This is a genomic window from Sphingobium bisphenolivorans (assembly GCF_000412635.1).
In the GTDB taxonomy this organism is placed as follows: Bacteria; Pseudomonadota; Alphaproteobacteria; order Sphingomonadales; family Sphingomonadaceae; genus Sphingobium; species Sphingobium bisphenolivorans.
Map to the genome: position 1 here is coordinate 21,934 of NZ_ASTG01000014.1, position 17,440 is coordinate 39,373.

The window sequence follows — 17,440 nt, forward strand, 5'->3', positions numbered from 1 at the left end:
GTTCGAGCTTGTCGAGAACGGGGGACAGAGTTCTCGACAGGCTCGAACCGAACGGATTTGTGAGGAGGCATTTCATGGCCAGCACCCCCTATATGGCGAGCCCCGAAGAGCGCGCGCGCCTTGCCGCAGAGGGCATGTATCATCCGGAGATGGAAGGCGATGCCTGTGGCGTCGGCCTGGTCGCCGCGACCGATGGCCGGCCGAGCCGCCGCGTGGTGGCGAGCGCGATCGACGCGCTGAAGGCGGTGTGGCACCGTGGCGCGGTCGACGCCGACGGCAAGACCGGCGACGGCGCGGGCATCCATGTCGACCTGCCGGTGCGCTTCTTCGACGATGCGATCGCGGACTCCGGCCACAAGCCGCTGCCCAACCGGCTTGCGGTCGGCATGATCTTCCTGCCGCGCACGGACCTCAGCGCGCAGGAAACCTGCCGCACGATCGTTGAATCGGAGATCATCGACGCGGGCTACACCATCTATGGCTGGCGGCAGGTGCCGGTCGATGTCTCCGTCATCGGCGAGAAGGCGCAGCGCACCCGTCCCGAGATCGAGCAGATCATGATCGCCGGCCCGATGCCGGAGGAACGCGATCAGGCCGAGTTCGAAAAGGACCTCTACCTCATCCGCCGCCGGATCGAGAAGAAGGTGATCGCTGCGCAGATCCAGGACTTTTATATCTGCTCGCTGTCGTGCCGGTCGATCATCTACAAGGGCCTTTTCCTGGCGGAATCGCTGTCGGTCTTCTACCCCGATCTGCGCGACGAGCGGTTCGAGAGCCGGGTCGCGATCTTCCACCAGCGCTATTCGACCAACACCTTCCCGCAATGGTGGCTGGCCCAGCCGTTCCGCACGCTCGCGCATAATGGTGAGATCAACACCATTCGCGGCAACAAGAACTGGATGAAGAGCCACGAGATCAAGATGGCCTCCCTGGCCTTTGGCGATCATAGCGAGGACATCAAGCCGGTGATCCCGGCCGGCGCGTCCGACACCGCCGCGCTCGACGCCGTGTTCGAGGCGATCTGCCGCTCGGGCCGCGATGCGCCGACGGCGAAGCTGATGCTCGTCCCCGAAGCCTATCAGTCGGCGAGCGCCGAACTGCCGCAGGCGCATGCCGACATGTATGAATATCTCGCCTCGGTGATGGAGCCGTGGGATGGCCCCGCAGCCCTCGCGATGACGGACGGCCGCTGGGTGGTGGCGGGCGTCGACCGCAACGCGCTGCGGCCGCTGCGCTACACGCTGACCGGCGACAATCTGCTGATCGTGGGGTCGGAAACCGGCATGGTCGTGGTTCCCGAAACAACCATCGTGCGCAAGGGCCGCATGGGCCCGGGACAGATGATCGCGGTCGATCTGGCCGAGGGCGTCGTCTACGACGACCGGGAGATCAAGGACCAGATCGCGGGCGAGCGCCCCTATTCGGAGCTGATCAAGGACTTCATGACCGTCAATGATCTGGCCGATGCGCCGTCCGCCCTGCCCGCCTGGGACAAGGCGGAGCTGACGCGCCGGCAGGTCGCCGCCAACATGACGCTGGAGGATATGGAGCTGATCCTCGCGCCGATGGTCGAGGATGCGAAGGAAGCCGTCGGCTCGATGGGCGATGACACCCCGCTCGCGGTCATTTCCGACAAGCCGCGCACGGTCAGCCATTTCTTCCGCCAGAATTTCAGCCAGGTCACCAACCCGCCGATCGATCCGCTGCGGGAACGCTATGTCATGAGCCTGAAGACGCGCTTCTCCAACCTGCACAATATATTGGAGCAGGACGCGCAGAACAGCCATGTGCTGGTGCTGGATTCGCCGGTGCTGACCTCGGCGGAGTGGGCTAAGCTGAAGGGCCATTTCGGTCCTGCGGTCGCGGAAATCGACTGCACCTTCCCCGCCGAGGGCGGGCAGGAGCAGCTGCGCGCCGCGATCAGCCGCATCCGCGAGGAAGCGGAACAGGCCGTGCGCGAGGGCCGCACCGAGATCTTCCTGACGGACGAGCATGTGAGTGCCGAACGGGTCGCCATCGCCGGCGTGCTGGCCGCGGCGGCGGTGCACACGCATCTCGTCCGCAAGGGCCTGCGCAGCTACGCGTCGATCAACGTGCGCTGCGCCGAAGCGCTCGACACCCATTATTTCGCGGTGCTGATCGGCGTCGGCGCGACCACGGTGAACGCCTATCTGGCCGAAGCGAGCATCGCCGACCGCCATGCGCGCGGCCTGTTCGGCGATCTGAGCCTCGAAGCCTGTTTCGAACGCTACCGCGTCGCGATCAACGAAGGCCTGCTCAAGATCATGTCCAAGATGGGCATCGCGGTCATCAGCTCCTATCGCGGCGGCTATAATTTCGAGGCGGTGGGCCTGTCGCGCGCGCTGGTCAACGACCTCTTCCCCGGCATGCCGGCCAAGATTTCGGGCGAGGGCTATCAGTCGCTCCACTACAGCGCCAAGCTGCGCCACGACCTGGCCTATGACAGCGCGGCGGTGCGCCTGCCCGTCGGCGGCTTCTACCGCCAGCGCAACGGCGGCGAAACACATGCCTTCTCGGCGCAGCTGATGCATCTGCTGCAGACATCGGTGGCGACCGACAGCTATTCGACCTATCTGCAGTTCTCGCGCGGGGTGCGCGATCTGCCCCCGGTCTACCTGCGCGACCTGCTGGAGTTCAACTTCGCTCGCGAGGCGGTGCCGATCGACGAGGTCGAGGCGACCACCGAAATCCGCAAGCGCTTCGTGACGCCCGGCATGTCCTTGGGCGCACTGTCGCCCGAAGCGCATGAGACGCTGGCGATCGCGATGAACCGGATCGGCGCCAAGGCGGTGTCGGGCGAAGGCGGCGAGGATGCGAACCGCTTCAAACCCTACGAAAATGGCGACAATGCGAACTCCGTCATCAAGCAGATCGCGTCGGGCCGCTTTGGCGTCCATGCCGAATATCTGGGGTCGGCCGAGGAAATCGAGATCAAGGTCGCGCAGGGTGCCAAGCCCGGCGAGGGCGGCCAGCTGCCCGGTTTCAAGGTGACCGAGTTCATCGCCAAGCTGCGCCATGCGACGCCCGGCGTGACGCTGATCTCGCCGCCGCCGCACCATGACATCTATTCGATCGAGGATCTGGCGCAGCTCATCTACGACCTCAAGCAGATCAATCCTCGCGCACGGGTTTGCGTCAAGCTGGTGAGCCAGGCGGGCATCGGCACCGTGGCGGCGGGCGTGGCGAAGGCGCATGCCGACGTCATCCTGGTCGCGGGCCATGTCGGCGGTACCGGCGCTTCGCCGCAGACATCGGTGAAATATGCCGGCACGCCCTGGGAAATGGGGCTTTCGGAAGCCAATCAGGTGCTGACGCTCAATGGCCTGCGTCATCGGGTCAAGCTGCGCACCGATGGCGGGCTCAAGACCGGCCGCGACATCGTGATCGCGGCGATCCTGGGCGCGGAAGAGTTCGGCATCGGTACGCTCAGCCTGGTCGCCATGGGCTGCATCATGGTGCGCCAGTGCCACAGCAACACCTGCCCCGTGGGCGTGTGCGTGCAGGATGAGCGGCTGCGCGAGAAGTTCACCGGCACGCCGGAAAAGGTCATCAACCTCATGACCTTCATCGCGGAGGAGGTGCGCGAGATCCTGGCGCGTCTGGGCTATCGCAGCCTGGACGAGGTGATCGGGCGGACCGAACTGCTGAAGCAGGTCAATCGCGGCGCCGAGCATCTGGACGATCTGGACCTCAACCCGATCCTCGCCAAGGTGGACGCGCCGGACGATCAGCGCCGTTACTCACTGACGGAATGGCGCAACCCCGTGCCCGACAGCCTCGACGCGCAAATGATGAAGGACGCGCGCGCGGTGTTCGAGCGGGGCGAGAAGATGCAGCTCACCTATACGGTGCGCAACACGCATCGCGCCGTGGGCACCCGCCTGTCGGCGGCCGTGACCGAGAAGTTCGGCATGTCGGCGCTGGCGGACGGCCATCTGACGGTGCGGCTGCGCGGGTCGGCGGGACAGTCGCTGGGCGCCTTCTTGTGCAAGGGCATCAAGCTGGAAGTGTTCGGCGACGCGAACGACTATGTCGGCAAGGGCTTGTCGGGCGGCATCATCACGGTGCGCACGACCGTTTCCTCGCCGCTGTCGAGCAAGGACAACACCATCATCGGCAACACCGTGCTCTACGGCGCGACCAGCGGCAAGCTGTTCGCGGCGGGCCAGGCGGGCGAGCGCTTCGCCGTCCGCAATTCGGGCGCGCAGGTGGTGGTCGAGGGCTGCGGCGCCAATGGCTGCGAATATATGACCGGCGGCACGGCGGTCATTCTCGGGCGTACCGGCGCGAATTTCGGCGCGGGCATGACCGGCGGCATGGCCTTCATCCTGGACGAGGATGGCAGCTTCCCGACCCGCGCCAATCCGGAAAGCATCCTCTGGCAACGGCTGGAAAGCGCCCATTGGGAAGCGGAGCTCAAAGCGCTGATCGCCCAGCATGCGGTATCGACCGACAGCAAATGGTCGAACACCATCCTGGACGATTGGGACCGCTGGCGGGGTTATTTCTGGCAGGTCGTACCCAAGGAGATGGTGAGCCGCCTCGCCTATTCGCTGAACGACAATGGGGCTGAGGTCGTCGCCGCCGAATAAGGCTGCGCCGATTAGAAGGACAGAGCAGCGTCCGTCGGGGCCACCCCGGCGGGCGTTGTGCTTTGGTCGTCAGGAGCTGGCGCCTGTGCGACCTTTACCGGCCAGGGCTGGGTCGATCCTTCAGTAGCATAGCGCTCGACCGATACGGGCAGCGGCTGAGCAGCCGGCGCCTCCGGCTCGGCGTCATAATTAGCCTGCTCATAATTTGGCTGGGAATTATAATCATGCCACATCGGATCGTTGCTTGCGTCCCAGCCGGCCATGTCGGTGGCCATCTGCCGGTCCGCTAGGGTCGGCCCGCAGCCGGAACATTTGACGATGGCTGGCCCGGTCAGCTCTGCCGGGTCGTAGGCGTCCTGGTGGATTGTCGCTTCCGGCAGCACCGTCTCGGCCCAAGGCAGCTTCTGCGGCGTGGTGGCATAGACGCCCAGCCCGAGGCCGCCGGTCAGGGCCGCGCCGGAACAGGCGAGAGAGAATAACCAGAAACGCGCGGACATGCCTGTGTCTTCCTTCGTCCAGTGCTCCCCGACTTTCCGATCAAAACAACGCGCATGAAGATCGGTTGTTGCATCCCCCAAAAGCCTTTGCTAAGGGCCGCCTCCTACCAAGGCACCGGCGCCGCCGGTTTCCCTTCAGATGTGCGGTCGTGGCGGAATTGGTAGACGCGCAACGTTGAGGTCGTTGTGGCCGAAAGGCCGTGGAAGTTCGAGTCTTCTCGACCGCACCATCACCCCTGACAATGCGAAAAGGATCGCCTTCGGGCGCTGCCTCACTCTGCGCGGAACGCCTGGGCTTGCCATGCGGATGGGCTTGGCTCATGGGACGGCGATGGGCCGATGGGCCGCCATGAATCGCTGTAAGGGCACAGGATGAGTTTCAACAGCTTCGGCCGTGTTTTCCGTTTCTCCACCTGGGGCGAAAGCCACGGGCCCGCGATCGGCGCGGTGGTGGACGGCTGCCCGCCAGGGCTGGCGCTCAGTGAAGCGGACATCCAGCCCTTCCTCGACAAGCGCAAGCCGGGCACGTCCAAATTCACGACGCAGCGGCGCGAAGCGGATGAGGTGCGCATCCTGTCGGGCGTGTTCGAAGGGCGCACGACCGGTACGCCGATCAGCCTGATGATCGAGAATACCGACCAGCGTTCGAAGGATTATTCGGAGGTCGCCAAGGCCTACCGGCCCGGCCATGCCGACTATGCCTATGACGCCAAATATGGCTTCCGCGATTATCGCGGCGGCGGACGGTCGAGCGCGCGCGAAACGGCTTCGCGGGTGGCGGCGGGGGCGGTCGCCCGGCTGGTCATTCCGGACGTCGATATCTTCGCCTATGTGAGCGAGATCGGCGGGGATGCCATCGATCCGGCGCGGTTCGACGCGAGCGAGATCGACAATAACCCCTTTTTCTGCCCTGATCCCGAGGCTGCGAAACGCTGGGAGAAGCTGGTGGACGAGGCGCGGCTGGATGGCTCATCCCTCGGCGCGGTGGTGGAATGCGTCGCCAGCGGCGTGCCGGCCGGCTGGGGCGCGCCGCTCTATGCCAAGCTCGACAGCGAATTGGCTGCGGCGATGATGAGCATCAATGCGGTGAAGGGCGTGGAGATCGGCGACGGCTTCGCTGCCGCGCGCCTGCGCGGGGAGCAGAATGCCGATCCAATGCGGCCCGGTGACGACGGCGCGCCGGTCTTCCTCGCCAATCATGCGGGCGGCATCGCCGGGGGGATTTCGACGGGGCAGCCGGTCAAGGTGCGGATCGCCTTCAAGCCGACCAGTTCGATCCTGATCCCGGTCGAAACCGTGACCCGCGAGGGTAAAGCGTCCGACATCGTCACCAAGGGACGTCATGACCCTTGCGTCGGCATTCGCGGCGTTCCGGTGGTGGAAGCGATGATGGCGCTGGTGCTGGCGGACCAGAAGCTGCTGCACCGGGCGCAGTGCGGGGATGAGGCGTGTTAAAAGGCTGAACCGAGCCATTCCCCCGATGGGGAGCCGATTTGCGCAAGACGACTCGGCAAACTTAGGTTAAGATGGATGCCAGAGATCGCCCGCGGGAGGGCGAGCGGCAGAGCGTAAGCCTGGGGTGCGTCATTCCTCCGGTCCACTGGACCAAACAGGAACCATGACGGTCAAAATGTCCCCTTAAGCCGCGAACACGGGCCAGCCATGTAACCCATGGCTGGCCCATTTCATGGAGCGGCGGTCGATCAGGGACCAGTCGTGCAGGACCGGCCCTGTCGCAGATGGCCTATCTTCGGCAAAAGCATGGCACTTCAGGAGGATCACCGATGACCAGCCTGCCGTTCACTCAGGTGGATGCTTTTGCCGACGCGCCCTTCACCGGCAACCCGGCGGCCGTGATGCCGCTCGGCCAATGGCTCGACGATGCGATGCTGCAGGCGATCGCTGCGGAAAATAACCTGTCGGAAACCGCCTTCACCGTGCCGACGCCCGACGATCCGGAGGCGGACTATGCATTGCGCTGGTTCACGCCCACGGTGGAGGTGAAGCTGTGCGGCCATGCCACGCTGGCGAGCGGGCATGTGCTGATGGGCGGGCGGACGGCGGTACATTTCCGCACGCGCCATGCAGGGGTGCTGACGGTCGCGCGGGAGCGGGACAGCTATGCGCTGTCGCTCCCTGCCTGGGATATGCAGGCGCAGCCGCTTCCTGCGCTGGCGGAGGGACTGGGTGGCGATCCCGTCGAATCGCATTGGCGCGAGGGCGGATACAGCCTCTTCCTCTTTCCCGACGCTGCTGCGGTCCGGGCGTTGCGGCCGGACTTTGCAGCGCTACGGGCGCTGGGCGACGTGATGCTGATCGCCACCGCGCCGGGCGAGGATAGCGATATCGTCAGCCGCGTGTTCGTGCCCGGCGGCGGGGTGGATGAGGACCCGGTCACCGGATCGGCGCACTGCCTGCTGACGCCCTTTTGGGCGCGGCGGCTGGGCAAGACGAAGCTCAGTGCCTTCCAGGCGTCCGCGCGCGGCGGGCGGCTGGGGTGCCGGCTGGAAGGGGATCGGGTGATCCTGACCGGCGCCTGCCGGACGGTTGTCGAGGGGCAGTTTCTGCTGTGAGTCCCTAGCGCGGGTATAAGCCGATCAGCTTCGCCAGCCCGTCCTTCAGCGCCGCTCGCTCTTCCTTCGTCGCGGACTTGCCCAGCCGCACCACCGTCAACCGCTGCGCCGGGGAGACGAGGATATATTGGCCGCCATGGCCGACGCAGCCGAACAGGCTGGCGGGCGCGCGGCCGGGCATGAGCGCACTTTCCTCGCTGTCCTTGTTCAGCCAGAGATGCGCGCCATAAGCCGCGTTGCGCGAGGACGGCCGGCGCATATAGTCGATCCATTTCTCCGGCACGATCTGGTGGCCGGCGATGCCCCTGCCCCGGTTGCGCAGCAGCTCGCCGAAGCGCGCATAGTCGCGGGCGGTCATGTGCAGGAAGCTGCCGCCGATCATCGTGCCGGCAGCATCATATTCGGGCGTCAGGCTGCTGAGCTGCGCCGGCACTTTCAACCGGCCATCGACGAACATCTGCATCGCGCGGCGACGCACTTGCGGGTCGCTGCTGTTGGTCAGCATCCGCGTCATCAGGTCCGACAGGATCAGCGTGCTGCCGGTCGAATAGGAAAATCGTGCGCCGGGCCGGGTGGCAAGCGGCTTCGCTTCGGCAAAGCGGCTCATATCCTGTGCACCGTCGGTGAAAAGCATGCGGATCGTGTCGGCGCGCGCGATCGGCTCGGCATCCTCGACATGATCGAGGCCGGAGGTCATGCTGAGCAGCTGGCGCAGCGTGATCTGGCCGCGCGGATCGCCGGGCTGGCTCCAGGCAGGCACGGGCACGGGCGAGTCGAGCGCCAGCCGCCCGTCCGCCACCATGAGGCCAACCAGCACGGCGGTCACGCTCTTGCCGATCGACCAGCTGAGCAGCTTCGTCTGCGGTCCGAAGCCGGGAGCATAGCGTTCCGCGACGATCTCGCCATCGTGCATGACGACGAGGGCGCGGGTTTCGCCCATGCTGTCATCCTCGAACAGCGGGTCGATCGCCGCGCGGAGCGAGGCGGCGTCCACGTCCGAATCGCCTGCGACTTCCATGAACGGCTCCGGGCCGGCGGCGTGGACCGACCACATGCCGGCGAGCGCCAGCGCGACCAACAGGCAGGCGATGACGCCAAGATGCTTTACGCTCAGCCGCTCGATCTTCATAAGCCGCGCCTTAGATCATGATGCCGGTCCGGGGGAAGGGGAGCATGGCGGGTCGCCCGAAATGGATTTACGCCGTGGTGCTGGCCGCGATGCTTCTGATCGCGCTGCTGGGGTGGAACTGGGGCGCGATGCGCGCCCGGGCGGCAGTGGGCGCGGCCTATGGCGCGCGCATCACCTGTTCGTGCCGCTATGTCGAGGGCCGGTCGATGGACAGCTGCCGGGGCGACAAGGAACCGGGCATGTGGGCGGTGTCGATCAAGGAACTGCCCGAATCGCGCTCCGTGAACGCGACGGTGCCGCTGCTGGCGTCGCGCACGGCGAAATATCGGCCGGGCTGGGGCTGCCTGCTGGGGCCATGAGAAAAGGTTGAGCAGTCCGCCTTCCACCGGCTAGAGCCGCTGCATGCCCGCCGACATTCCCACGCTGCTTCACGACATTTTCGGCTTTTCCGGGTTTCGCGGGGTGCAGGGCCAGGTCGTCGGCCGGATCATGGCCGGGCAGCCGACGCTTGCCATCATGCCGACCGGCGCGGGCAAATCGCTCTGCTATCAACTGCCCGCCGTGGCGCTGGAGGGGTGCTGCATCGTCATCTCGCCGCTGATCGCGCTGATGCACGACCAGTTGCGCGCGGCGCAGGCGGTGGGCATCCGCGCCGCCAGCCTCACCAGCGTCGATGCGGACTGGCGCGAGACGCAGGACCGGCTGCGCGGCGGCGATCTCGACCTGCTCTACGTCGCGCCGGAGCGGGCGAGCGGCGAAGGCTTCCGCAACCTGCTGCGTTCGGCGAAGATCGCGCTGTTCGCCATCGATGAGGCGCATTGCGTATCCGAATGGGGGCATGATTTCCGCCCGGATTATCGCCTGCTGCGCCCCTTGCTCGACGAATTTCCCGACGTTCCCCGGCTAGCGCTAACCGCGACGGCGGACGCGCATACGCGGGAGGATATCCTCGTCCAGCTCGGCATCCCGCATGAAGGGATGATCATCGCGGGCTTCGACAGGCCGAACATCCGCTATGCCGTGCACCCGCGCGACGGCCTGCCGCGCCAGCTGGCGGATTTGATCGCGCGGCAGAGCGGACCCGGCATCGTCTACGCGCCGACGCGCGCCGCGACCGAGAAGCTGGCGGAGAGCCTTGCCAAAACCGGCCGCCCGACGCGCGCCTATCATGCCGGGCTCGATCCGCAGGTGCGCGCTGCCAACCAGACCGCCTTCATAGCCAGCGAGGATATGGTGATGGTAGCGACGATCGCCTTTGGCATGGGGATCGACAAGCCGGACGTGCGCTTCGTCGCCCATGCGGGGCTGCCCAAGTCGATCGAGGGCTATTATCAGGAATCGGGCCGAGCCGGGCGCGACGGCGAACCGGCCGAGGCGCATCTTTTCTGGGGCGCGGAGGATTTCGCCCGCGCGCGCATGCGGATCGCCGAGCTCGACCCGGCCCGGCAGCAGGGCGAGCGGACGCGGATCACGGCGCTGGGCGGGCTGGTCGAGACGGGCAGCTGCCGCCGCGCCATATTGCTGCGCCACTTTGGCGAGCATCCGGCGGCGACCTGCGGCAATTGCGACAATTGCTTGAGCCCGCCCGCCAGCATCGATGCGACGCAGACCGCGCGAAAATTCCTGTCGGCCGTCTACCGTACGGGGCAGAGTTTCGGCGTCGGCCATATCGAGCAGGTGCTGACCGGCGCCGTCACCGACAAGATTCGCGAGCGCGGGCATGACCGGATTTCGGTCTATGGCATTGTTGCAGGCGACGAGACGGCGCTGCTGAGGCCGGTGTCGCGGGCGCTGCTGGTCCGCGACGCGCTGCAGACGACAGAACATGGCGGGCTGGAGCTTGGCCCCAATGCCCGGCCGATCCTGCGCGGCGAGGAGGAAGTCAGCCTCGTGCTGCCAGCGCGACGGCAGAAGCGGCGTTCCGGGCGGAACGGCGCGGCCGAAAATCCGGTGGGCGATCCGCTGTTCGACGCGCTGCGCGCCTGCCGCCGGGAACTGGCGCAGGAAGCGGGCGTGCCGCCCTATGTCATCTTCCATGATTCGACGCTGCGCGAAATGGCGGAGCAGCGGCCCTCAAGCTTGCGGGAACTGGGCCATGTCAGCGGCGTGGGCCAGCGCAAGCTCGACGCCTATGGCGATGCCTTCCTGGCGGCGATCCGGCCCTATCTCTGACCTTGAATCCGCCGCGCAACAGGCGCATGGCTCGGCCAAGAAGGAGTTTCGCCCCATGTTCCGCCAGATCGCGCCCAATCTTTATGTCTCGCCGCAGATCACCGTCGATCAGGTGGAGGAAGCCAGGGCGATGGGCGTGACGATGATCATCAACAACCGCCCCGATGACGAGGAGCCGGGTCAGACCAACGGCGCCGAGGTCGAGGCCGCGGCGAAGGCGGCCGGCATCGGCTATGCCGCGGTGCCGGTGGCGCATGGCGGTTTTGCGCCTTGGCAGCTGGACGGCATGGCGGCGGCGATCGACCAGGCGGGGGGCGGCAAGGTGCTGGCCTATTGCCGGTCGGGGACACGCAGCACGCTGCTGTGGGCGCTGACGCGGGCGCGGGCCGGCGATCACCCGGCGGCGCTGACCGAACAGGCCGCGTCGGCGGGCTATGATGTCGGCCCGGTGCGGCAGATCATGGACGCGCTCGCCGCCGGTTGATGGCGCTCCTCACGGAAAAGTTCGACGCCATCGTCTTGGGCGCTGGCGGCGCCGGCCTCATGTGCGCGGGCGTTGCTGGGCAGCGCGGGCGGCGCGTGCTGGTCATCGACCATGCCGATGAGGCGGGAAAGAAGATCCTGATTTCCGGCGGCGGACGGTGCAACTTTACCAATATCCACACCGCTGCCGATCGCTATCTGTCGAGCAATCCGCATTTCGCCAAATCGGCGCTGGGCCGCTACACGCCCGCCGATTTCCTGGCGATGGTCGAGCGGCATGGCATCGCCTGGCATGAGAAGACGCTGGGACAGCTGTTCTGCGACCAGAGCGCGCGGCAGATCGTCGCCATGCTGCTGGATGAGTGCGGCGCGGGCGGGGTTACGCTCAGGCTGGGGCATGCGGTCGGTGATGTGAGTCATGCCGATGGCGAATATCGGGTGAGCCACGGCGACAGGCTCGCCGCCGCGCCCGCGCTGGTGATCGCGACCGGCGGGCCTTCGATCCCGAAGATGGGGGCAAGCGGCTTTGCCTATGATCTGGCGCGGCGTTTCGGGCTGAAGGTGGTGGAGCCGCGCCCGGCGCTGGTGCCGCTGACGCTGGGGGGAGAGGATGTGCTGTTCCGCTCGCTGTCGGGCGTCTCGACGGAGGTGGTGGCGCGGCATGGCAAGACGGCTTTTCGGGAGGCGGCGCTGCTCACCCATCGCGGGCTTTCCGGGCCGGCGATTTTGCAGATTTCCTCCTATTGGCGGCATGGCGAGCCGATCACGCTCGATTTTCTGCCTGATCTGAAGCCCGGCTGGCTTGTCGAGGCCAAGCGGGCAAAGCCGCGCGCGAGCCTGGGCGCGGCCTTGCGCGGCCAGCTGCCGGACCGCCTGGCCGATACCCTGGCGGAGCGGCTGGGACTTGGCGGAGAGCTCGGCAACATGGCCGACCGCAAGCTGCAGGAGGCAGAGCGGACGCTTGCCGCATGGCCTTTCCTGCCCAACGGGACGGAGGGTTTCGCGAAGGCGGAAGTGACCATCGGCGGCATTGCCACCGCCGAACTGTCGTCGCAGACGATGGAGGCGCGGCGCGTGCCGGGGCTCTATGCGATCGGCGAGGCGGTGGATGTGACCGGCTGGCTCGGCGGCTATAATTTCCAGTGGGCTTGGGCCAGCGGCTGGGCAGCGGCCCAAGCACTGTAGACATTCAGTTCTGGTGGCCTGCAAAAGGCGATCTTCCGCGCTTCCAGTGCTCACTTACTTTTGCGTATGCTGCGCTCCGGGTCACGGGAAATCGCCATTTTCGGGTACCATCTCCTGAATGTCGATCCGTGCTTATTATTAACCCGCCTCGACGGTCACATGCTCCATGCGCGGCAGGGCACGGACGCGCTGGCGCACCGCCGCGACATTGGCGCCGGGCGCGAGGCTGACGATCGCGGCGTGGGCGTGGGGGCCGATGCGCCAGACATGGAGGTCGCGGATGGTTGCGCCCTCCGCCTCGGCCAGCCCCTTGATCCGCGCCATCAGCGCTGGCTCGGCGGTGTCGAGCAGGATGGCGGCGGTATCCTTCATCAGACCCCAGGCCCAGCGCGCGATGACGACGGCTCCCAGCAGGCCGACCGCCGGATCGAGCCACCACCAGCCCATGTAACGGCCTGCGAGCAGCGCCACGATCGCCAGCACCGATGTCAGCGCGTCGGTCAGCACATGGACATAGGCGGCGCGAAGATTGTTGTCGGCATGACCGTGCTTATGGTCGTGATCATGCCCATGTGCGTAACCGTGATCATGGCTATGGTCATGGCCCAGCAGCATCGCGCTGATCAGGTTGATGACGAGGCCGATCACCGCGACCAAGGTCGCCTCGCCGAATGCGACCTTCACCGGCTCGAAGAAGCGCAGGCTGGATTCGACGGCGATGAACAGCGCCGTCACGCCCAGCAGCAGCGCGGAGGCAAAGCCGGACAGGTCGCCGACCTTGCCGGTGCCGAACGTATATCGCGGGTTGCGCGCATGGCGCCGCGCATAGCCGTAAGCCGCCGCCGCAACCGCGAGGGCGCCGGCATGGGTCGCCATGTGGAAGCCATCGGCCAGCAGCGCCATCGAGCCAGTGAGCCAGCCGAAGACGATTTCCACCACCATGGTGGCGGCGGTCAGCCACACCACCCACAGCGTCTTGCGCGCATTGGCGTCATGGCCGTGGGTCAGGTAGATATGGTCAAAATAATGGCTTTCCTCGCCATCCTCATTGGTGATGGCGGGCGCAGGATCATGGTCATGGTCGCCGCGCGCATGGTGATAGTGGCCATGATCGTGGCCGTGGTCCTGGTGCATGCTCATTTCCCGTAGCGCCGGATCAGCGCCAGCATCTCTTCCGCCGCTGCCTGCCGCGCATCGTCGCTAAGGCCGGGGCGGGCGACATGTTCGCGCATATGCTGATCGATCAATTCCTCCATCAGGCTGCCGACGGCGCCGCGCACGGAGGCGACGAGCTGCAAGGTTTCAGAGCAGCCCGCATCACCCGACAGCTGCCGTTCAACCGCACCGATCTGGCCGGCGATGCGGCGGACGCGGGCAAGGAGCTTCTCACGATCTGCGATCACATGCATAGGGTACCCCCCTACCCTATAGTCGTGGTAAGGACAATCTTTTCCATGCAATTGCCTGGCCACGCACCTAACAGGGGGAAATGCATCACGATCTTGACTGCGACCTTGCGATAGTGGGCGGCGGATTGGCGGGGTCCCTGACCGCGCTCGCCTTTGCAAAGCGGCGGCCCGACGTCCGGCTCCTGTTGCTGGAGCGGGATGAGGCGTTCGGCGGCAATCATCTCTGGTCCTTCTTCGATGACGATATTCGACCGGAGGAGCGCTGGCTGATCGAACCGCTCGTGACGCGGCGCTGGGCGAAGGGGCATGAGGTGAGGTTTCCCGGGCACCGCCGCGTGCTGGATACGCCCTATAACAGCATCGCCTCTCCCCGGCTCGACGCCCGGGTGCGGACGGTGCTGGGGGCGAGCGCCCTCCCCCATGCCGGCGTACGATCGCTCGCTCCGACCGGCGTCGAGTTGACGGACGGCCGCTCGATCCGGGCGAAGGCCGTGATCGACGCGCGCGGGCCCCGGGATCTCTCCCCGCTGCGATGCGGATGGCAAAAGTTCGTGGGTCATCGGCTAAGGCTGGACAATCCGCACGGCCTTGAGCGGCCGATCATCATGGATGCGTCCGTCGAGCAGATTGACGGCTACCGCTTCGTCTATGTCCTGCCGTGGGACGCGAACAGCGTCTTTGTCGAGGATACCTATTATAGCGACGACCCGCAGCTGGATGTCGGCGCACTGGACAAGCGCATCACCGCCTATGCCGCCGGGCAGGGATGGCAGGTCGAGGAGATCGTGCACCGCGAACAGGGCGTGCTGCCGGTGGTCTATGGCGGGGATTTCGAGCGTTTCTGGCCGAAGAATGATCCCGTCGCGCGGGCAGGCGTTGGCGCCGGGCTGTTCCATCCGATGACCGGATATTCGCTGCCCGATGCCGTCGCGACGGCGCTGTGGCTGACCTCGCAGCCGCTGGAGGGCTTGGCCGAAGCCAGCCGCGCGCGCGCCGCCGCGCACTGGCAAGCCGGCGGTTATTACCGGCTGCTGGGCAAGATGCTGTTCGGCGCGGCGAAGCCCGAGCAGCGCTGGCGCATTTTCGAGCGCTTCTATCGCCTCAGCCCGGACCTCATTGGCCGCTTCTATGCCGGACGCTCCACATGGGCGGATCGCATCCGCATCTTGTGCGGAAAGCCGCCGGTGCCCATAACGGGCGCCATGCGTGCCTTGCTGAACCAATCCGTCCAATGAACAGGAAATCCATTGTCATCGGGGCTGGCTTTGGCGGCCTGGCGCTTGCCATTCGATTGCAGTCCGCCGGCATCGAGACGACGCTGGTCGAGGCACGCGATCGGCCGGGCGGGCGTGCCTATATGTGGGAGAAGGACGGCTTCATCTTCGACGCCGGGCCGACCGTCATCACCGATCCCGATTGCCTGAGCGAACTGTGGCGCCTGTCGGGCCATGACATGGCGGAGGATGTGGACCTGATCCCTGTCTCGCCCTTCTACCGCCTCAACTGGCGCGATGGGACGAATTTCGACTATTCCAACGACGAAGCCGCGCTGCGGTCGCAGATCGCCAAGCTCAATCCGGAAGATGTGGCCGGGTATGAGAGCTTCCTCGATTACGCCAACGGGGTTTATGAGGAGGGTTATCGCAAGCTCGGCCATGTCGCTTTTCTCGACTTCGCGTCGATGGTGCGCGCGGCCCCGGCGCTGGCAAAGCATCAGGCGTGGCGGTCGGTCTATTCGGTCGTCTCCTCCCATGTGAAGAGCGAGAAATTGCGCGAGGCGCTGTCCTTCCACACGCTGTTGGTCGGCGGCAATCCGATGCAGACCAGTTCCATCTACGCCCTCATCCACAAGCTGGAGAAGGATGGCGGCGTCTGGTTCGCAAAAGGCGGCACCAACAAGCTGGTGCAGGCGATGGCCCGGCATTTCGAGCGGCTCGGCGGGACCATGCGGCTGGCCGATCCGGTGGTGCAGATCGAGACTTATGGCGACAAGGCCGTGGCGGTGCGGACCGCGTCGGGGTGGCGCGGCGAGGCGGACGCGGTCGCGTCCAACGCGGACCTCATGCACCAGTATCGCGATCTGGTCGGTCATCATCCGCGTGGGCAGAAGCAGGCGGAGAAGCTCGCCCGCAAGCGCTGGTCGCCGAGCCTCTTCCTGCTGCATTTCGGTATCAAGGGCAGTTGGCCGGGCATTCCGCACCATATGATCCTGTTCGGGCCGCGCTATGGCGGGCTGCTCAAGGATATTTACGATTATGGCGTGCTGCCGCAGGACTTCTCGCTCTATCTCCATCATCCGACGGTGACCGATCCGTCGATGGCGCCCGATGGGCATTCGACCTTCTATGCACTGGCGCCGGTGCCGCATATGGGCAAGCTGCCGATCGATTGGGAGCAGTTCGGGCCTGTCTATGCAGAGCGAATATTGGATGAGATCCAGCATCGGCTGATCCCGGATATACGGTCGCGTATCGTGACGCGCTTCCATTATGCGCCGCCCGATTTCCAGCGCGATCTGTCGGCGCATCTCGGCAGCGCCTTCAGCCTGGAGCCGCTGCTGACGCAAAGCGCCTGGTTCAGGGCGCACAACCGCGACGATGTGATCCCCAACCTCTATCTGGTGGGCGCCGGCACGCATCCCGGCGCGGGGATTCCCGGCGTCGTCGGCAGCGCCAAGGCCACCGCCGCGCTGATGATCGAGGACCTGGCCTGATGAAGCGGCTGGCGGTCTATTGCGGCTCGGCGACGCCCGCCGATCCCGCCTATGTCGATGCGGCGCGCCATGTCGGGCGGACGCTGGCGGCGCGGGGAATTGGTGTGGTCTATGGCGGCGGGCGGCTGGGACTGATGGGAGCGGTCGCCGACGCGGCGCTGGAAGCGGGCGGCGAGGTGGTCGGCGTCATTCCCGACGCGCTGGTGAGCGCGGAGGTTGCCCATAAGGGCTGCACCGAACTGCACGTCGTCCAGACCATGCACCAGCGCAAGCAGCTGTTCACCGACCTTTCGGACGGGTTCGTCACCCTGCCCGGCGGTGTGGGCACGATGGACGAATTGTGGGAGGCGATCAGTTGGGCGCAGCTTGGCTATCATCACAAGCCCGTGGGCCTGCTGAACGTCGGGGGCTTCTACGACCAGCTTATCGGCTTCAACCAGCATATGGTGGAAGCCGGCTTCATCCGGGCGCAGCATGCCAACATCCTGATCCATGCGCATAATATCGAGGCGTTGCTGGACCATATGGCGGCTTATCGGCCGCATGAGACGATCATCGCGATGAAGGCGGATCGACTCTGACTATCCCTCCGCTTGCGGGAGGGGATAGGTGAGGGCATGTCCAGCCGATGGACCTTACAGACCCTCCCCCGCCCCCTCCCGCAAG

At 66.0% G+C, this 17,440-nt stretch carries 14 protein-coding genes and 1 tRNA gene; 11 read left to right on the forward strand and 4 right to left on the reverse strand.

The genetic code is table 11. The annotated features are described in order from the left end of the window. The first annotated feature begins 74 nt into the window (after window positions 1-74). On the forward strand, window positions 75-4,613 hold the full coding sequence (gene gltB, locus L858_RS0111525; RefSeq protein ID WP_022683304.1) for a glutamate synthase large subunit: 4,539 nt from the start codon (window positions 75-77) through the stop codon (window positions 4,611-4,613). 11 nt (window positions 4,614-4,624) lie between these two features. Here gltB and L858_RS0111530 read toward each other — a convergent pair whose 3' ends face one another. Continuing rightward, window positions 4,625-5,110 (reverse strand): hypothetical protein, encoded by a 486-nt coding sequence (locus tag L858_RS0111530; RefSeq protein WP_022683305.1) that lies wholly within the window; start codon window positions 5,108-5,110, stop codon window positions 4,625-4,627. Between the two features lie 143 nt (window positions 5,111-5,253). Between L858_RS0111530 and L858_RS0111535 the strand changes: the two genes are divergently transcribed. From L858_RS0111535 to L858_RS0111545, 3 genes are all read left to right on the forward strand, one after another. Next, window positions 5,254-5,340 (forward strand) — tRNA-Leu (locus tag L858_RS0111535). 142 nt (window positions 5,341-5,482) lie between these two features. After that, complete coding sequence (gene aroC, locus L858_RS0111540) at window positions 5,483-6,565, forward strand: chorismate synthase (RefSeq protein ID WP_022683306.1); 1,083 nt, start codon at window positions 5,483-5,485, stop codon at window positions 6,563-6,565. Between the two features lie 329 nt (window positions 6,566-6,894). Beyond that, complete coding sequence (locus tag L858_RS0111545; RefSeq protein WP_022683307.1) at window positions 6,895-7,683, forward strand: PhzF family phenazine biosynthesis protein; 789 nt, start codon at window positions 6,895-6,897, stop codon at window positions 7,681-7,683. A gap of 4 nt (window positions 7,684-7,687) precedes the next feature. Here the strand turns inward: L858_RS0111545 and L858_RS0111550 are convergent, their stop codons facing one another. Further along, window positions 7,688-8,812, reverse strand: coding sequence for a serine hydrolase domain-containing protein (locus tag L858_RS0111550; protein WP_022683308.1), 1,125 nt, complete (start codon window positions 8,810-8,812; stop codon window positions 7,688-7,690). A 44-nt stretch (window positions 8,813-8,856) separates the two neighbouring features. Here L858_RS0111550 and L858_RS0111555 point away from each other — a divergent pair, with 44 nt between their 5' ends. From L858_RS0111555 to L858_RS0111570, 4 genes are read left to right on the forward strand one after another with little or no spacing between them, the layout of a single operon-like run. Next, entirely contained in the window at window positions 8,857-9,171 is a 315-nt protein-coding gene (locus L858_RS0111555; RefSeq protein ID WP_022683309.1) for a hypothetical protein, read from the forward strand. Between the two features lie 43 nt (window positions 9,172-9,214). Beyond that, a complete protein-coding gene (gene recQ / locus L858_RS0111560) occupies window positions 9,215-10,984 on the forward strand; it encodes a DNA helicase RecQ (protein WP_022683310.1) in 1,770 nt (589 codons plus the stop codon). A gap of 55 nt (window positions 10,985-11,039) precedes the next feature. Then, entirely contained in the window at window positions 11,040-11,468 is a 429-nt protein-coding gene (locus tag L858_RS0111565; RefSeq protein ID WP_028056051.1) for a protein tyrosine phosphatase family protein, read from the forward strand. Next, complete coding sequence (locus L858_RS0111570) at window positions 11,468-12,652, forward strand: BaiN/RdsA family NAD(P)/FAD-dependent oxidoreductase (RefSeq protein WP_022683312.1); 1,185 nt, start codon at window positions 11,468-11,470, stop codon at window positions 12,650-12,652. Before L858_RS0111565 ends, L858_RS0111570 begins: the two co-directional genes overlap by 1 nt. Before the next feature lie 138 nt (window positions 12,653-12,790). Here L858_RS0111570 and dmeF read toward each other — a convergent pair whose 3' ends face one another. Together dmeF and L858_RS0111580 are read right to left on the reverse strand one after the other, a co-directional pair. Then, complete coding sequence (dmeF, locus tag L858_RS0111575) at window positions 12,791-13,792, reverse strand: CDF family Co(II)/Ni(II) efflux transporter DmeF (protein WP_022683313.1); 1,002 nt, start codon at window positions 13,790-13,792, stop codon at window positions 12,791-12,793. Beyond that, complete coding sequence (locus tag L858_RS0111580; RefSeq protein ID WP_022683314.1) at window positions 13,789-14,061, reverse strand: metal/formaldehyde-sensitive transcriptional repressor; 273 nt, start codon at window positions 14,059-14,061, stop codon at window positions 13,789-13,791. Before L858_RS0111580 ends, dmeF begins: the two co-directional genes overlap by 4 nt. An 80-nt stretch (window positions 14,062-14,141) precedes the next feature. On the opposite strand from L858_RS0111580, the gene crtY reads away from it, so the two are divergent. From crtY to L858_RS0111595, 3 genes are read left to right on the forward strand one after another with little or no spacing between them, the layout of a single operon-like run. Next, a complete protein-coding gene (gene crtY, locus L858_RS0111585; protein ID WP_022683315.1) occupies window positions 14,142-15,296 on the forward strand; it encodes a lycopene beta-cyclase CrtY in 1,155 nt (384 codons plus the stop codon). Beyond that, window positions 15,293-16,774: a phytoene desaturase gene (locus L858_RS0111590; RefSeq protein WP_022683316.1), complete on the forward strand. Its 1,482-nt coding sequence runs from the start codon at window positions 15,293-15,295 to the stop codon at window positions 16,772-16,774. The genes crtY and L858_RS0111590 overlap by 4 nt, the downstream gene beginning before the upstream one ends. Beyond that, window positions 16,774-17,355 (forward strand): LOG family protein, encoded by a 582-nt coding sequence (locus L858_RS0111595; RefSeq protein WP_022683317.1) that lies wholly within the window; start codon window positions 16,774-16,776, stop codon window positions 17,353-17,355. The genes L858_RS0111590 and L858_RS0111595 overlap by 1 nt, the downstream gene beginning before the upstream one ends. Window positions 17,356-17,440 lie beyond the last annotated feature (85 nt).

What these genes read in the sequence shown, in the direction of transcription:
- L858_RS0111580 (WP_022683314.1), bottom strand. Translation starts at nt 14,061, where the DNA reads ATGCATGTGATCGCAGATCGTGAGAAGCTCCTTGCCCGCGTCCGCCGC.
- L858_RS0111570 (WP_022683312.1), top strand. Translation starts at nt 11,468, where the DNA reads ATGGCGCTCCTCACGGAAAAGTTCGACGCCATCGTCTTGGGCGCTGGC.
- recQ (WP_022683310.1), top strand. Translation starts at nt 9,215, where the DNA reads ATGCCCGCCGACATTCCCACGCTGCTTCACGACATTTTCGGCTTTTCC.
- gltB (WP_022683304.1), top strand. Translation starts at nt 75, where the DNA reads ATGGCCAGCACCCCCTATATGGCGAGCCCCGAAGAGCGCGCGCGCCTT.
- L858_RS0111530 (WP_022683305.1), bottom strand. Translation starts at nt 5,110, where the DNA reads ATGTCCGCGCGTTTCTGGTTATTCTCTCTCGCCTGTTCCGGCGCGGCC.
- L858_RS0111590 (WP_022683316.1), top strand. Translation starts at nt 15,293, where the DNA reads ATGAACAGGAAATCCATTGTCATCGGGGCTGGCTTTGGCGGCCTGGCG.
- crtY (WP_022683315.1), top strand. Translation starts at nt 14,142, where the DNA reads ATGCATCACGATCTTGACTGCGACCTTGCGATAGTGGGCGGCGGATTG.
- L858_RS0111595 (WP_022683317.1), top strand. Translation starts at nt 16,774, where the DNA reads ATGAAGCGGCTGGCGGTCTATTGCGGCTCGGCGACGCCCGCCGATCCC.
- dmeF (WP_022683313.1), bottom strand. Translation starts at nt 13,792, where the DNA reads ATGAGCATGCACCAGGACCACGGCCACGATCATGGCCACTATCACCAT.
- L858_RS0111555 (WP_022683309.1), top strand. Translation starts at nt 8,857, where the DNA reads ATGGCGGGTCGCCCGAAATGGATTTACGCCGTGGTGCTGGCCGCGATG.
- L858_RS0111545 (WP_022683307.1), top strand. Translation starts at nt 6,895, where the DNA reads ATGACCAGCCTGCCGTTCACTCAGGTGGATGCTTTTGCCGACGCGCCC.
- aroC (WP_022683306.1), top strand. Translation starts at nt 5,483, where the DNA reads ATGAGTTTCAACAGCTTCGGCCGTGTTTTCCGTTTCTCCACCTGGGGC.
- L858_RS0111565 (WP_028056051.1), top strand. Translation starts at nt 11,040, where the DNA reads ATGTTCCGCCAGATCGCGCCCAATCTTTATGTCTCGCCGCAGATCACC.
- L858_RS0111550 (WP_022683308.1), bottom strand. Translation starts at nt 8,812, where the DNA reads ATGAAGATCGAGCGGCTGAGCGTAAAGCATCTTGGCGTCATCGCCTGC.